Source organism: Sorangium sp. So ce185 (assembly GCF_051526825.1).
In the GTDB taxonomy this organism is placed as follows: Bacteria; Myxococcota_A; Polyangia; order Polyangiales; family Polyangiaceae; genus Sorangium; species Sorangium cellulosum_D.
In genome coordinates this window covers 8581003-8594749 of record NZ_CP150316.1, presented here as the reverse complement: position 1 = coordinate 8594749, position 13747 = coordinate 8581003, and the positions used below count along the sequence as shown (strand labels likewise).

Genomic DNA, 13747 nt, shown 5'->3' with positions numbered 1-13747 from the left:
CGCGTCCCCTCGGCGTCGCCGAGGGCGCGGCCTCATGGCTGGGGGACGACCTCGTCCGTGGGGTTGCCGTCGATGTCCCCGACCACGTTGTTGGACCAATCAGCGTACGTACACGTCGCGCACGACGTCGTGTACCCCCAGTGGCTCGGGCCGAAGACGTTGTTGCGCAGGATCATGTCCTCGCCGTTCTCGGGGTAGAAGTCGTAGGCGCCGAGCGAGACGAAGTTGTCGTGGACATCGTAGTTCTTCAGCGTCGAGCCATCGACGCTCTGGGTGAAGAGCACGGCGGTGATGGCTTGCCAGTAGTTCGGCACCTCGTTGCCCGTCGCGGCGTCGACGCCCGGCTCGAGTCGGTTGTGGCTGATCTCGAGCGGCCCGCTGCCCCCGTACGGGAAGACGCCGCCCGTATGCGCCAAAGAGGGGTCCTCCAGGTGCGCGATGTAGTTGTCGTGCAACCAGCTCTGCTCGATGATGGTGTTTTGGCCGCAAAGGCACATGCCACCGGTATTGGCCACGTCCACCCGGGTCAAGCGGATGGTGCACGTCGCGCAGGCGTTCACGGCGTGCTCGGTGAGGGCGGCGTTCGTACCTCCGAGGCCGACCGGCTCGGGGCGAATGGTGGTATCGCTGATGTTCAACGTGAGCGGCGCGGACTCGTCGGCGTTGACCAGAATGCTGCGATTCGTGGAGCCGGGCGGCGGCGCGATGATCGAGTTGGTGATGTTGACCGTGCCGTGGCAGCCGGTGCCGATGTAAATGAACGCGTGGAAATACATGTGGTCCAGGTTGACGATGCCGTCGCAGTCGTACAGATCCCACTCTTTGCTCTCGTCGTCGCTGGGCCACACCTCCGTGTACCCGGGCGGCACCGGGAGCTCGGGATCGGATTGGGCGTAGGGGCCCACGCCTGGGGCGCCGACGGTGAAGCGATCGGGGTAGCCCCTGGTGCTTGGCGCGCCGCCGCCTCCCGCTCCACCACCGCCTCCGCCGCTCGTGCCTCCGCCGCCGCTGCCTCCGGTGCCTGACGACATGGATGATGAGCTGGGCTTCATCTCGCCGTCACCGCACCCTGCGAGGAGGGCGCTCAGCAAGACCACCCCCGGCAAGCTCGGTCCGAGGCCTGCTGTAAGACGATTGGCCGCTCTCTTCATGAGATCTCCTTCGCTCTCGGGGACGTCGCGTCGCTCGTGGTCGGAGATGAAGCCCGAGCGGTCCGCGGCCTGTTGCACGCCGGTTCTCACCCTCATGGGCCACTCAAACGACCGTCGGTGAACGTGCCGCGTATCGAGGGCGGCGTCGAGCGAATTCATGAACGCCCGGCGCCTCGCGGGGGATTCGGCTGGCGCCGGGGCTTCGGGCGGGCGGAGCTAGCGCGTCCTGGCGTATGCTGCCGTCATGAGCTGGAAAGAGAGCTGTCGCTCCCGCCTCCGTGAGCACCTCGACGCGCGCGGCGATCTCGCCCCGCCGTGGGAGCGCTTCCCCGATTACGAGCGCCACACCCTCGGCTGGCGCATGGGCGCCGGGGAAGACTGGATGGGGATGTGGGGCGTCTTCCTCGAGCAGCTCGCCCCGGATCCCGAGACCCGCATCGCTTACCTGCGGCGTCACCCGCCCGCTCCCATCAGCTGGGCAGACGCCGTTCACGAGGTCCTGTACCCCGCGGAGCCAGGCGACGGCGACGAAGACGACGGCGACGAAGACGACGGCGACGAAGATGACCCGAGCGCGGCGGCCGAGCGCCGCTCCGCGCTCCTGGAACAGGGCCTCATCGCGTCCGACGTCGCCTTCACCACCTGGCTCGGCCAGCAGCGAGGGCTGCGCTGGCCGTGGGAACGGCACCCCGTCCCCGAGGAGGCGGCCCGCTACGACACCCGCGAGCTCTGGTTCTGGTCGCGCCAGGTCGCCGAGCTCCGGAAAGGCCGCGAATGGGCGCCCCCCGCCGTGCCGGCGTCCTGGAGGGCGTGCGCGCGGGCGCTCGAGACCGGGGACGCAGGCGCGATCGACCCGCAGCGCGGGCTCCTGTCGCTCGCCCAGCTGCTCTGCGCCGGGCACGTCGAGGCGCCCTGGCAGCTCGGCCTGTCGCTCGCCGACTTCGCCGACTCCTTCGAGGACGACATGGGCTATGTCGACGCGTTCCGCCTGTGGGGAATGTCGGCTTTCGACGACGCCGAGCAGCTCCGCCGCTACCTCGAGGCCACGCGCATGCCGCCGGGCTGGCAGGACTGGGTCGCAGAGCAATTCCCCGTCGCGTGAGCCGCCCGCGGCGCTCGCTGCCCGCGCGACAGCGAGTTGGCTGCGACACCGTCGAGGTGCGCTCTCCTCCTCCGTGCCTCCCGAGCAGGCCGCCTGCCACCGTCAGCTCCCCTCGTCGCAAGGCCGTTGCTCTGCTACCCTCGCGTGGACCCGCGAGGCAGCGCAGCGCGGCGACCGGAGCATGGCACTTCGACCTGGGTCGCGGCAATGCGATGAAGGTCCGGCGCCCGCGCTCGAACATCCCCCGACGGGTGCTTAACGTGCGCCGTACCCCTTCGATAGTTAGCCAAACTAAGTGATGTGCTGTGCCTGCGCAGGGGTCTCCGGCGCTCGCCGGAGAGCCGGCGCGAGCGGTGGCTCGTCTCCCCGCCGAGCGCGGCGGCGCGCCGTGGAAGCGCGCGCGCCGCCGTCCGTCGATTCGAGGAATTCGAAACAGCGGTCCGGTGATCCCGAGGATCCGGGCCTCGACGCGCGTCGAGGCCCGCTGTCGCTCGTCAGGGCGGGGAGGCGTTGGACGTGCCGGTGAGCTTCGCCTTCGCCAGGTTGTTCGCCTCGAGCTTGGTCTCCGCGTCCTTGACCGCGGCGGTGCTCGTGCCCGCGATCGTTATCGACTCCTCCCCGAGCGCGTAGATGGTGAACTCGTAGGTGTCGGTGTTGGCGCTCCCGCCGCCGAAATTCGGGCAAGGCCCGAGGTAGTTGCTGTTCTGCTTGGCGCCGATCGACGCCGCGTCCTTGAACTCCTCGGGCAGCGAGGTGACGTTGGCGGGAATGTTGTAGATGACCCAGTGATAGCCGTTCATGTTGGGCGGCGTCTTATGCGCCAGGGTGACGTCGATGAAGGTGATGGCGTAGCTCTTCGTGCCCGGAGGCCCCGCGGTCCAGTTGAGCTCCGGCAGGAGGCTGCCGTTGAAGCCGGCCGCCGCGCAGGTGTACTTGTCGGCGAACTCGGCGCCTTCCTCGTGATTGGGGCTCGTGAGCTTGAATTCGGCGGAGGACTCGCCGCCGCCGCCGCCTTCGTTCGCGCCGCCCGCGTCGCCGCCGCCGCCGCCGTCGCCAGCGCCGCCCGCGCCGCCGGTCCCCGTCGTCGCCGCCGTGGTCGTGGAGCTCGCCGAGGCCGTGCTGCTGGTGCTGCCGGGGCCGCTCGTGGTCCCGGTGCTCGTCGCGGAGCCCCCGCCGTCGCCCGACGGCCCGGAGTCATCGTCGGAGCAGTTCAACGTTGCGAGCGGCACGCTTGTGAGGATGAGAATTCCTATGCTGCGAGTGAGCCTATCCGTGATGGTTCGCATGCGCGGGATGATGTCACGTCCAGGTTTCCCTCGCGATGGCAGTCGCTTCGCTCCACGAAAAAAAGAATCTCAATTCAGTGGCACATTTCCCGGGACTACGTCCGGTGTCGACACGCTTTATCTCTACAGCTCCGGCGCACCGTTTAGCGTTAACACGCTTCATCTCTACAGCTCCGGCGCACACGTCCTTGTGTCGGCACGCTTCATCTCTACAGCCCCGGCGCACACGTCTGGCGCCGGAGGAGATTTGCAGAGAGAGCCGTCGTCGCCGTGCGCCGCCCCGCCGTCGTCGCCGTGCGCCGCCCCTTCGTCGCGGCGTCAGAGGGCGACGAACCGGTCGCGGCAGAGCAGCGGCCGGTACAGCGGCGCGATCAGGCTGGCCCCGGCCGCGCCCTGCAGCGCCGCGGGCGTCATGCCGGCGTACCGCCGCACGGCGCGGCACAGGTGGCTCTGATCGGCGAACCCGGCGTCGGCGCTCAGCGCGGCCCAGGACAGGCCCTCGTCGAAATGCTCCAGCGCGCGCTGGAAGCGCCGGATGCCCTTCATCTCGCGCAGCGTCACCCCGTGGTGGCGCTGCAGCAGCCGCTCCGACTGGCGCAGCGAGACGCCGAGCGCGCGGGCGAGGCCAGCCGCGTCCCGGTCGGCGAGCCGCGTGTCGCGCAGCGCGGGGGCCGGCGCCGCCGCGCGCGGCGGCAGCGCGGCCGCCCAGCGCCGCACCGAGAGCAGGCGGCCGTGCGGCGTGCCTTCGCGCCGCACGGCCGAGAGGAGCCCCGCCACGGGCGCCGCGCCGATGGCGTCGCGCAGATCGATGCGGCGGTCGACGAGGCTCCCGGCGTCGAGGCCGAACCACGCCGGGAGCACCCACGGCTCGAGCAGGACGATCACGGCGTGCAGCTCGGCGGGCAACCGGTAGCCGAACGGCCGCGTCGCGACCCCGGACAGCCAGACCGCGCCGCCCGCCCGGTCGTCGCGCTCGCTCTGGATCTCGCCGACCAGGCCGACGCACAGGACCGCGTGCAGCGACGGCAGCGCGCGCGGCGCCGGCGGCCCCCACGACGCGACGCTCCCGGCCACGTCGATGAGCCCGGTGATCCCGGGCTGGCCGGCGCCGGCCGCGGCGTGCGCGAGCAGCGGCGACGCGCGGCGTTCGCGGGCGGCGGTGGCGAGCCTCGATGTCGACATCGTTCAATACGCGCCGGCCGCCGGTGATCACCTTGCTCCGGCGCCGCGGACGTCGGCGCCGATCGTGAGGAGCGAAGCGCATGAAGGCAATCGGAATCCATCGCCACGGCGACGCCTCGCAGCTCGTGCCGCTGGAGCTGCCCGACCCGGCGCCGGGGCCGCACCAGGTGCGGGTGCGGGTGATCGCGTCGTCGATCAACCCGGCGGACGTGCGGGCGCGCTCGCCGTCGCCCGGGCCGCGCCGCATCGAGCGGCAGCTCCCGCTGGTGCTCGGCTACGACGTCTCCGGCGTGGTCGACGTGGTCGGCCCCGGCGTCGACGGGTTCGCGGTCGGCGACGAGGTGTTCGGCTCGCCCAGCCTGTTCGGGCAGGGCGCGAACGCCGAGCTGGTCGTGGTCGACAGCCGCACCATCGCCCGCAAGCCGCCGGCCCTGTCGCATGAGGAGGCGGCGTGCCTGTCGCTGGCCGGCGTCACGGCCTGGGAGTGCCTCGCCCGCGCGCAGCCCGCGGCCGGCGCTACGGTGCTGATCACCGCGGGCGCCGGCGGGGTGGGGCACCTGATGCTCCAGCTCGCGCGGCACCTCGGGCTGCGCGCCGTGGCGACCGCCAGCCGGCCCGCGTCGACGGCGCTGTGCCGCGAGCTCGGCGCCGCGGTCGTGCTCGATCACGCCACGCAGGACGTCGGGCAGGCCTGCCGGGATCTGACCGGCGGGGCGGGCGTCGCGGCGGCGTTCGACAACGCCGGCGGCAGCGCGCTGGAGCAGGCGCTCGACGCGGTGGCCCCGATGGGCACCGTGGTGAGCATCGTGCCGACGCCGGCGCCGGTCGCGGATCGGCTCTTCATGAAGGCGGCGTCGCTCGTCTATCACGTGATGGGGGCCGCCTCGATGTGGCGGCTCGACCCGCACGCGCAGGGCCGCGCGCTGGCCGCGGTCGCGGCGCTGGCGGCGCAAGGCCACGTCCGGCCCGTCGTCAGCGCGACCTACCCGGTGCGCGACCTCGCGCAGGCCCACCGCGCCATCGAGTCGGCGCGCACCGTGGGAAAGATCGCGATCCGCGTGGAAGACGGCTTCTGAGCCGCGGGACGCTTGCGGGCCCGAACGCGGGGCCAGCGCGGGGCAGCGCTCCCGGTTCCCCGATCGGCTGATTAGTTAGCCAAACTTACTGATCTTGGCGACGGGGGCAACGGCACGCGGAGAGGTGTCAGCGACGCCGGCTCAGTTCGGAGGCGGGATGAAGACGCCCGGACAGGGCTCGTCACCGAAGACCCTCATGCCGAGCCGATACATCGTGATCTTCGGGTTGGGCGCCCAGTTCCAGCTGGCTCCGGCGTACGAGTAGTCGTTCGACTCATTGAAGTCCTGCCAGCTGGACGCGTGGAACGCGACGCGGAACTGCTCGGTGGTGCCCGAGGGCGCCAGCGTGACCTCCGGGATCGCCACATCGACGTAGTGCGTCGCGTTCGCGCACCCGCCGCCGGGCACCTCATGGAAGGTCATCGCCGGCGTGGTCGAGCAGCCCCAGCACTCGGCCGCGAGCGTGCCAGGCGGCTCCTTGGTGAAGTAATACCGCACCGTCGTGTTCCAGAGGAGGAGGCTGTCGGTCCCGGTGTTGCGCACCTGGATCCCCGGCGTCACCCAGTTCGGCTGCGGCGTGTGCTCGTCGTACAGCACCTCCAGCCGGCAGTCCGCCGGGCAGGACGAGGTGCTCTCGCCGGTGCTGCAGACGCCGTCGCCGCAGGAGCAATCGGTCGCGCACGAGGCCGGGCTCTCGAGCGGGCCGCAGGCGCCGTCGCCGCACGAGCACACGTCGGACACCGTCATCTCGCACATGGCCTGGACCGCGAGGTGGGCGTAGGTCACGTCCTCGCCGCGGCACCCGTCGTCCGCGCACTGCCTCGGGCGCACGCAGGCGGCGCCGTTCGGGTCGGGCTCGAAATCCGTCGCGCCGCGCACCAGGATGCCCACGAGCTCGTGCGTGGCGAGATCGAACACGCCCGAGCCCGAGTTGCCCACGAACGTGTCCAGGTTCGCGACGAAGAACTCGGGGTCGCTCGCATCGCGGATGTTGGCGCCGTCGGCCAGCTTGAGCGGCAACCCGCGGGGGAAGCCGTGCACGATGAGGTCGGTCTCCTCGTCCAGCGGCGCGCTCGACGCGCGCACGTCCGCGGGCTGCCGCCCCACGACCGGCCGGTCCAGGCGCACGACCGTGTAGTCCGCTCCGCTCGGGTCCCGGTACCACGCAAGGAAGTCCACGCAGCGGTAGAGGTCGTCGCTGGTGATCTGGTTGAGCTGGCCGGTGGAGGGGTTGATCGCGTAATCGAAGACGAAGCGGCTGTCGTTGCAGTTGTTGATGCAATGCCCGGCCGTGAGCACCAGGTCGTCGTCGATCAGCGTGCCGCTGCAGTCGGCGAGCGCCGGCTGGGTGGCGAAGCGCTCGTCGGGGCACACGTTGTCGCGCCCGATCCAGTTGGGCCCGGCGATCTGGATGTCGTTCGGGTCCGAGTCGTCGACCGCCGAGGTGGGGACCAGGGCCACGGTGAAATCCAGCACGCGCTGCGCCCACACGGGATCCGAGTACGTGAATGGCTCCTCCCGGTCGTCGTCACCGTAGATGACCTCGGAGCGGATCTCCCCTGTGGCCTCGTCATCGACATCGGCCGGCGTCCCGCAAGCCACGCCGGCCCCGGCGAACACGAGACCCGTGCAAGCGATCCATCGAAATATCTTCATGGCAAACTCCCGAGCTGCAATGTAAGGACATCGAATGCGCTCAAGCTTCGTAAGACACGAGAGCTGGTCAGCGTCGGACTCTAGTTTCCCGGTCGGCGCGGTCCCAATGGATAGTCGGCATGAGCCTCATGCACACCGTGCATCGGGTTTGCCCTCACGCCGGCGTAACCAGCGCCGTCCCCGCGGAGAGCCCGTGACTCGCTACTTCCGGGCGTCGCAGAGCCGCGCCGCCTGCGACAGGAGGTAGCTCTGCTCGGGGAGGTTCGTCGTGCGGCCGGCCGCCCTCCGGTAGTGCGCTATCGCGGCCTCGCGATCCCCGGCCCGCTCCAGGAGGTGCGCGCGGGCGGCGTCGAGGCGGTGATGGCCCTGGAGGCGCGGGTCGGCGTCGAGCGATCTCAGCAGCTCGAGCCCTGCCTCGGGGCCGCGCACCATGGCCGTCGCGATCGCGTGGCTGAGCGCCACCATGGGGTTGTCGGACATCCCGAGGAGCAGGTCGTACAGCGCCAGGATCTGCGGCCAGTCCGTGTCCTCGGCGCGCGCCGCCTCGTCGTGCACCGCCGCGATCGCGGCCTGCACCTGGTAAGCGCCGATCGAGCCCCTGGACAGCGCCGCGGTCACGAGCGCGACGCCCTCGGCGATGGCCCCCTGATCCCACAGCCTCCGATCCTGATCGGCGAGCGGGATCAGCTGGCCCTCGGGCCCGGTCCGCGCCGCGCGCCGCGCGTCGGTCAGGAGCATCAGCGCGAGCAGGCCCGCGACCTCGCCGTCGTCCGGCAGGAGCGCGTGCACGGCGCGCGTCAGGCGGATCGCCTCGCTCGACAGATCGTCGCGGTGCAGCGCGGGGCCGGAGCTCGTCGTGTAGCCCTCGTTGAAGATCAGGTAGAGCACGTGCAGCACGGCGCCGAGCCGCGTCGGGCGCTCCTCCGACGTGGGCATCTGGAACGGCACGCCGGACGCCTTGATGGTCTGCTTGGCGCGGCTGATCCGCTGCGCCATGGTCGCCTCGGGGACCAGGAACGCCCTGGCGATCTCGGCCGTCGTCAGGCCGCCGACGGCGCGCAGGGTCAGCGCGATCGCGGAGGACGTCGACAGCGCGGGGTGGCAGCACATGAAGAGCAGGGCGAGCGTGTCGTCCTGCTCCACCGCCTCGTCGCTGTCGGCGGCGAGGGCGATCTGCTGCTCCGGCGGCACGAGGCTGACCACGAACGCCTCGCGGCGCCGGCGGGCGGCCTCGCTGCGGACGTGATCGGTGATGCGCCGCGACGCCACCTGGATCAGCCAGGCGCGCGGCTCGTCGGGCACGCCGTCGCGCGGCCACTGGGTGGCCGCCGCGACGAGCGCCTCCTGGACCGCGTCCTCGGCGGCGCCGAAGTCGCGGAATCGACGGAGGACGGCGCCGAGCACCTGCGGCGCGAGGTCGCGCAGCAGGCGCTCGGCCCCGGTGTCCCGCGGCCGTGAGGTCAAGGCAGCTCTTGGGGGGGCGGCGCGCTCATCACCTCTCGCACCTCGATCGCCAGGTTGAGCGGCGCGCCGCCGGGGCCGGGCGCGGCGGACGCCTGGGCGGCGAGCTCGTAGGCGCGCTCGGGGCTGTCGACGTCCACGATCCAGTACCCGGCGAGGAACTCCTTGGTCTCCGGGAACACACCGTCGGTGATGGGCTTGCCGTCCTTGCCGGCGCGCACGAGCTTGGCCTGCTCGGGCCCCGCCAGGCCCTCGGCCCCCACGAGCTCCCCCGACGCGCTGAGCTGCTGGTGGAAGCGCTTCATGAAGGCGATGTGCGCCTGGAAGTCCTTCTGAGGCCAGCTGGCGACCTGGTAGGGACCGCCGTGCGGGGTGTGCATCATCATGATGTATTTCATGGCCGACTCCTTCTCATCGCGGGCGCCCCGGGGATCGGGGCGCGTTCATGGGGAGGTCGGAGCCGAGGGCGGGGTCTCGACATCCCGGGCGACGATAGCGAAGAAATTTTGGGACCGACACAGGGTCCAAGGTGGGTGAGTGTAGGCGTCGCGCCCGGCGGTGGGCGTTCGTCGGCGGCGCTCGCCGGGCCCGCGATGCGGCCCTCGCGCTTGTGTGGACGACGTTATCGGCTCCGCCCGCGTCGTGCGACGGCGAGGGGCGAGCGACGGTACGTCCTCGAAGCGCGTCCGGGCTCTCCCGCGGACGGCGGGATGGGTGGTGCCGTGTGCTCGGCCGTCGCAGGTGCCCGGCGGATGAGGGGGTGTGTGCTCGGGCTTCGCAGGTTGTCGCCCGCCGGCCTCCCATCGCGGGCGGATTCCGCGGCCCTGCGCCCCCTCGCGGTCGCGGGCGGCGCGTCTCGAGGTGAGGCGCCTCTGCGTGGCGAATCCCGTCGCCGCGGGTCGACGCGCCCGGCGAGGCGCGCGCGTGGCGCCTCGCTCGCCGGGCCCGCTCCTCGGACCGGGCGCGGGACATGCACCCTCGCGCTCGGATTCTCACCGCTGATCGAACCTGGAGGAGCGTCGATGGAGAAGCGTGCTTTGCAAGGGAAACTTGGACGCAGGCAATTCGCGGGCAGGGCTGCGGCCACCGCCGGCATATCGCTGCTCGCCACACCGGGCCTCGCGCTCGGGGCGGGCAAGGGCGCAGACAGCGAGTCGGTCGGGCCGATCTCGCTCCCGGAAGGGGCCGCCTTCACGCCCGGCGTCTACGTCGATCAGCGCGCGAGGAAGCCGATCTACCTGCCGGGCGCGAACGCCGGCTACGCCGCGCACGCCGTGTCGGAGGTCCTCTTCTGGACGGACCAGCTGATGGAACACGGGATGTTCATCGCGCTGCTGATGCCCGGCGACCGCCTCCGCGGGCCTCGGAGCGAGGCGCGGCAGTTCCAGATGACCTTCGCCGGGCATTTCCTCTCGGCCCGCGACCGCGGCTATCGCGATGACGGGCTCTCCTCGCTCCTCCTCTCGACGCGGGCGGACGTGCTCCAGTTCATCGAGTACAAGCGCCGCATGCAGCGCGCGCAGGAGGCCGGCACCCTCAAGAGCCTCGTCTGGCCGCTCTTCTTCGACCACATCGCGCGCGAGGCCGAGCGCTTCGCCGACCGGCTCGCTCTGCTCGCGCAAGGCAGCGCCGCGCTCCAGAGCGACGAGGTGGCGGCGTTCTGGACGACGATCATGGCGGATCACCTCGAGTTCGTCGCGCACCTGCTCGACCCGCAGGAGCGCGCGCTCGTCGCGGACGCGAAGGCGCGCGCGGAGCAGCTGTACCAGACGCACGCGCACCGCGTCGGCAGCGGGCAGCTCGCGACGATGGCCGACGAGGTCATCGACTTCAAGACGGCCGCGGAGCACGGCATCGAGACGGGGCAGATCAAGAGCATCATCGATCCCTCGCTCGCCGATCACGTCCTGCGCGAGGCGGTGCGGTTCTCCGACGAGGTGCGGCGCGCCGTGTGAGCGGAGGCGCCCGCGGGCGGAGCCGCTCGGGGTGCCCGGCGCGCCGTCCTGTCAGGTCACCGCCGCTCTGCGGGAGATGACGTCGCTGCGCGGCCAGGTCCGGTCGCGCTCGGCCTCCCGCGGGGCGGTCGAGCGCGGCCGCGGGTCTCTCGATGGGCCCGGCGTGGCCCGTGCGCTCGGGCGGCGCTAGGCCCTCAGCGCGACCGCCGCGGCGGCGCGAGGAGGGGACGCGGATGTTCGTGCTGATCTCGATCGACCTGGAGGGATGCGCGGGGGTGGTGCATGTGGACCAGACGCGCCGGGGCGGCGGCGACTACGAGCGGGCCCGCGCGTGGATGAGCCGCGAGGCGAACGCCGCGGCGCTCGGCGCGTTCGAGGCGGGGGCCACGCGGGTCGTGGTCAACGACAGCCACGCGGACATGCGCAACCTCCTCTTCGAAGAGCTGGATCCCCGCGTCGAGGTGATCTCGGGCGCGCTGAAGCCGCTGTCGATGGTGCAGGGGATGGACGCGGGGCAGCCGGCCGCCGCGTTCTTCGTCGGCTATCACGGGGGCGCGGGGCTGCGCGCGAGCGTGCTCGACCACACCTATTACGGCGCGGTGGTGGGCGAGATCCGGCTGCGCCCCGCGAGCGGCGCGGCGGACGATCCCGGGCTGTGGGTCGACGAGGCCGCCATCAACGCGCTCGTCCTGGGGGAGGCGGCGGTGCCCGTGGCGCTGGTCACGGGGGACGAGGCGGTGACCGCGCACGCGAGCGAGCGGTTCCCGGGGGTGACGACCGTGGCCGTAAAGTCGTCGATCACCCGCTACAGCGCGCGGTCGATCCACCCCGACGAGGCGTGCCGGCGCATCCGGGCCGCGGCGAGCGAGGCGCTGCGGGGGCTCGCGCGCGTCGGGCCGTACACGCTCCCGCCGCCGATCGGCGTGACGTTCTCGCTGCTCACGACCGCGTACGCCGACGCGGCGGAGCTCGTGCCCGGGGTCGTCCGCCTGGACGCGCGCCGCGTGCGCTACGTCGCCCCGAGCGCGCGCGAGGTGCTCCGCGCCGTCCTCGCGATCACGAAGATCGCCGGGACGGTGGTGGTCTGACGGAGCGGCGCTCGCCCCCGGGCCGGCCCGGCGTACCGCGTCTGTACAGCGATGAGCGGCCGGGGGTACGCTGCGCAGGCCCGGCGGGCGTCGAGCGCTGGGGGCGCGGCGCCGAGGCCGCATGCGAGGCAGCGATGGAACTGACGTTGACCAACGAGGGCGGTGTGAAGTTCGTGGAAGGCGTGCCGGACCAGGCTTTCATGTCTAGCGACCGCGACGTCGATCGCCTGCTCGAGGCCTGTTTCTCGGACGGCGTGCGGTGCGCCCTCCTCTACGCGCCGAACCTGCCGGCCGCCTTCTTCGACCTGAGCTCGCGAGAGGCCGGGGAGATCCTGCAGAAGCTAAGGAATTACTGGGTCCGGCTCGCCGTGGTGTGTCCGCCGGGGGGGCCGGGCTTCAGCAGCCGTTTCGGTGAGATGCTGGCCGAAGAGCGCCGCGGCCCGCATTTCGGGGTGTTCGAGACGCGCGACGCCGCTGTCGAATGGATTTGCCGGACGTCGGATGAAGAGCAGGTCTGACGGGCGGCGATGATCCGGGCGGGCGCCGCGCGCGCACCCGGATCATCGCGCTGACCTTGATTCCATGCCTGTGTGGCCCGTCGCCCCTTCACCACCTCCGCAGCAGGCGGACGTGGATCGCGCGCTCGAGGGCGCGACGGCGGCGTGGCTCGTTCACGACGATGGCCGTCGCGCTCGCGTCCCTCGCTCGGGGATCGAGTCCCTCCGCCCGCTGCTTCGCCTCCGAGGGGAGGGGGCCCCGCGCAGCGAGGGCGCGGGTTCCGGAGGGCCCGCGCTGGCGCCGGTGAGTCTCGAGCTCGAGCGGCATGGGCGGCCGTCGGCCACGGTCCGCGTGGGGGCCGACCTGTCGATCCAGCTCGCGTGGGATCGACCCGCGCACGTGGCGGCGCCCGCCGCGCTCCGCGCCTGGCTCGTCGCGCGCGGCGCGGCCCTGCGGCCGTCCGCGCCCGAGCGCGACCCTGCGCCCGCGGCCTCGGCCGCCGCGGGCGAGCTCGCTCCTCCGGGGGCGACGCTCGTCGCCGCGACGTCATCGACCTATCGCCGCCTTTGCACGGATGGCGCGCGCGTCTTCGCGATCCAGGGCTGGATGCTCGTGCGCCTGCAGAAGGGCCAGCGCGCGCGCGAGGTCTGCCCGGTCTTCAGGTCGGACACGCCCATCGCGATCCGGCCGGGCGGGGTGCTCCTGCTCGACCCGAGCGGCAGGCGTCGGCTCGTGGCAGAGGGCGGGGAGACTCGGCCTGACCGGCGCCCGCTCTTCGGGCTGCCAGCGCTGCGCCTGCGCCATGCGCTGCCGCGTTTCGTCGCGGCGCGCGACGCCGCGCTCGCCCGGCTCATCCCGGACGACGCCGATCTCTTGCCGCTCGACCCCGGTCACGACGCCTGCGATGCGTACGAGGCGTTCGGCGGCGCGCTGCCGGCCGCGCTGCGGCTGCGATCGTTCTGGGGTTGCGACATGGCGCGCGGGCTCTTGCACGAGGTGCCGGCACGCGGCGCCCCCCGGCAAGTCGCGCTCGGCGGCCGCCCAGCATGGCTGGGCGCGACCGACACGGGCGTGCTCGTCGTGGTCGGGCGCGACGGGGGCGAGGTGGACGTGCTCGCGGTCGACGAGGGCGCCCCGGCGCGCTCGCTGGGCACGTTCCGCGGCCGCGCGGACGACGTGCTCGCCGCGCTGTACGTGGGCGGCGAGGCGTGGCTCCGCCTCGCGGCGCCGCTCGGCGACGTCGTGGTGGCGCTTCAGGGCGCCGGGGGCGCGTAGGAGGGCAGCGCCGGATG

Annotated in this window: 12 protein-coding genes; 6 read left to right on the top strand and 6 right to left on the bottom strand. The window is 72.3% G+C overall.

Going from position 1 to position 13747, the window contains the following annotated elements; genetic code table 11:
* Positions 1-32: 32 nt before the first annotated feature.
* Positions 33-1151: a hypothetical protein gene (locus tag WMF26_RS31445; RefSeq protein WP_437995706.1), complete on the bottom strand. Its 1119-nt coding sequence runs from the start codon at positions 1149-1151 to the stop codon at positions 33-35.
* 244 nt (positions 1152-1395) lie between these two features.
* Between WMF26_RS31445 and WMF26_RS31440 the strand changes: the two genes are divergently transcribed.
* Positions 1396-2253 (top strand): hypothetical protein, encoded by an 858-nt coding sequence (locus WMF26_RS31440; protein WP_437995705.1) that lies wholly within the window; start codon positions 1396-1398, stop codon positions 2251-2253.
* A 494-nt stretch (positions 2254-2747) separates the two neighbouring features.
* Here the strand turns inward: WMF26_RS31440 and WMF26_RS31435 are convergent, their stop codons facing one another.
* Both WMF26_RS31435 and WMF26_RS31430 read right to left on the bottom strand, forming a co-directional pair.
* Complete coding sequence (locus WMF26_RS31435) at positions 2748-3482, bottom strand: YbhB/YbcL family Raf kinase inhibitor-like protein (protein ID WP_437995704.1); 735 nt, start codon at positions 3480-3482, stop codon at positions 2748-2750.
* A gap of 375 nt (positions 3483-3857) precedes the next feature.
* The gene (locus WMF26_RS31430) at positions 3858-4721 is read right to left on the bottom strand and encodes a helix-turn-helix domain-containing protein (RefSeq protein ID WP_437995703.1); all 864 of its coding nucleotides are present in this window, start codon (positions 4719-4721) and stop codon (positions 3858-3860) included.
* Positions 4722-4801: 80 nt separating this feature from the next.
* Here WMF26_RS31430 and WMF26_RS31425 point away from each other — a divergent pair, with 80 nt between their 5' ends.
* The gene (locus tag WMF26_RS31425) at positions 4802-5797 is read left to right on the top strand and encodes a quinone oxidoreductase family protein (protein ID WP_437995702.1); all 996 of its coding nucleotides are present in this window, start codon (positions 4802-4804) and stop codon (positions 5795-5797) included.
* A gap of 141 nt (positions 5798-5938) precedes the next feature.
* Here the strand turns inward: WMF26_RS31425 and WMF26_RS31420 are convergent, their stop codons facing one another.
* From WMF26_RS31420 to WMF26_RS31410, 3 genes are all read right to left on the bottom strand, one after another.
* On the bottom strand, positions 5939-7453 hold the full coding sequence (locus WMF26_RS31420; protein WP_437995701.1) for a trypsin-like peptidase domain-containing protein: 1515 nt from the start codon (positions 7451-7453) through the stop codon (positions 5939-5941).
* A gap of 201 nt (positions 7454-7654) precedes the next feature.
* On the bottom strand, positions 7655-8917 hold the full coding sequence (locus WMF26_RS31415) for an RNA polymerase sigma factor (protein WP_437995700.1): 1263 nt from the start codon (positions 8915-8917) through the stop codon (positions 7655-7657).
* Positions 8914-9312, bottom strand: coding sequence for a YciI family protein (locus WMF26_RS31410; RefSeq protein WP_437949858.1), 399 nt, complete (start codon positions 9310-9312; stop codon positions 8914-8916). Before WMF26_RS31410 ends, WMF26_RS31415 begins: the two co-directional genes overlap by 4 nt.
* Positions 9313-9936: 624 nt before the next feature.
* On the opposite strand from WMF26_RS31410, the gene WMF26_RS31405 reads away from it, so the two are divergent.
* The 4 genes from WMF26_RS31405 to WMF26_RS31390 all read left to right on the top strand — a co-directional run bounded on the left by WMF26_RS31405 (position 9937) and on the right by WMF26_RS31390 (position 13730).
* Positions 9937-10869: a DUF2935 domain-containing protein gene (locus WMF26_RS31405; RefSeq protein WP_437995699.1), complete on the top strand. Its 933-nt coding sequence runs from the start codon at positions 9937-9939 to the stop codon at positions 10867-10869.
* A gap of 233 nt (positions 10870-11102) precedes the next feature.
* A complete protein-coding gene (locus WMF26_RS31400) occupies positions 11103-11957 on the top strand; it encodes a M55 family metallopeptidase (RefSeq protein WP_437995698.1) in 855 nt (284 codons plus the stop codon).
* Between the two features lie 134 nt (positions 11958-12091).
* Entirely contained in the window at positions 12092-12475 is a 384-nt protein-coding gene (locus tag WMF26_RS31395) for a DUF4180 domain-containing protein (RefSeq protein ID WP_437995697.1), read from the top strand.
* 283 nt (positions 12476-12758) lie between these two features.
* Positions 12759-13730 (top strand): hypothetical protein, encoded by a 972-nt coding sequence (locus tag WMF26_RS31390; protein WP_437995696.1) that lies wholly within the window; start codon positions 12759-12761, stop codon positions 13728-13730.
* The last annotated feature ends 17 nt before the right edge of the window (positions 13731-13747 follow it).

Bases quoted from the DNA above. Each gene is read 5' to 3' on its own strand.
- WMF26_RS31445 (WP_437995706.1), bottom strand. From the start codon at position 1,151: ATGAAGAGAGCGGCCAATCGTCTTACAGCAGGCCTCGGACCGAGCTTG.
- WMF26_RS31440 (WP_437995705.1), top strand. From the start codon at position 1,396: ATGAGCTGGAAAGAGAGCTGTCGCTCCCGCCTCCGTGAGCACCTCGAC.
- WMF26_RS31430 (WP_437995703.1), bottom strand. From the start codon at position 4,721: ATGTCGACATCGAGGCTCGCCACCGCCGCCCGCGAACGCCGCGCGTCG.
- WMF26_RS31425 (WP_437995702.1), top strand. From the start codon at position 4,802: ATGAAGGCAATCGGAATCCATCGCCACGGCGACGCCTCGCAGCTCGTG.
- WMF26_RS31420 (WP_437995701.1), bottom strand. From the start codon at position 7,453: ATGAAGATATTTCGATGGATCGCTTGCACGGGTCTCGTGTTCGCCGGG.
- WMF26_RS31410 (WP_437949858.1), bottom strand. From the start codon at position 9,312: ATGAAATACATCATGATGATGCACACCCCGCACGGCGGTCCCTACCAG.
- WMF26_RS31405 (WP_437995699.1), top strand. From the start codon at position 9,937: ATGGAGAAGCGTGCTTTGCAAGGGAAACTTGGACGCAGGCAATTCGCG.
- WMF26_RS31400 (WP_437995698.1), top strand. From the start codon at position 11,103: ATGTTCGTGCTGATCTCGATCGACCTGGAGGGATGCGCGGGGGTGGTG.
- WMF26_RS31395 (WP_437995697.1), top strand. From the start codon at position 12,092: ATGGAACTGACGTTGACCAACGAGGGCGGTGTGAAGTTCGTGGAAGGC.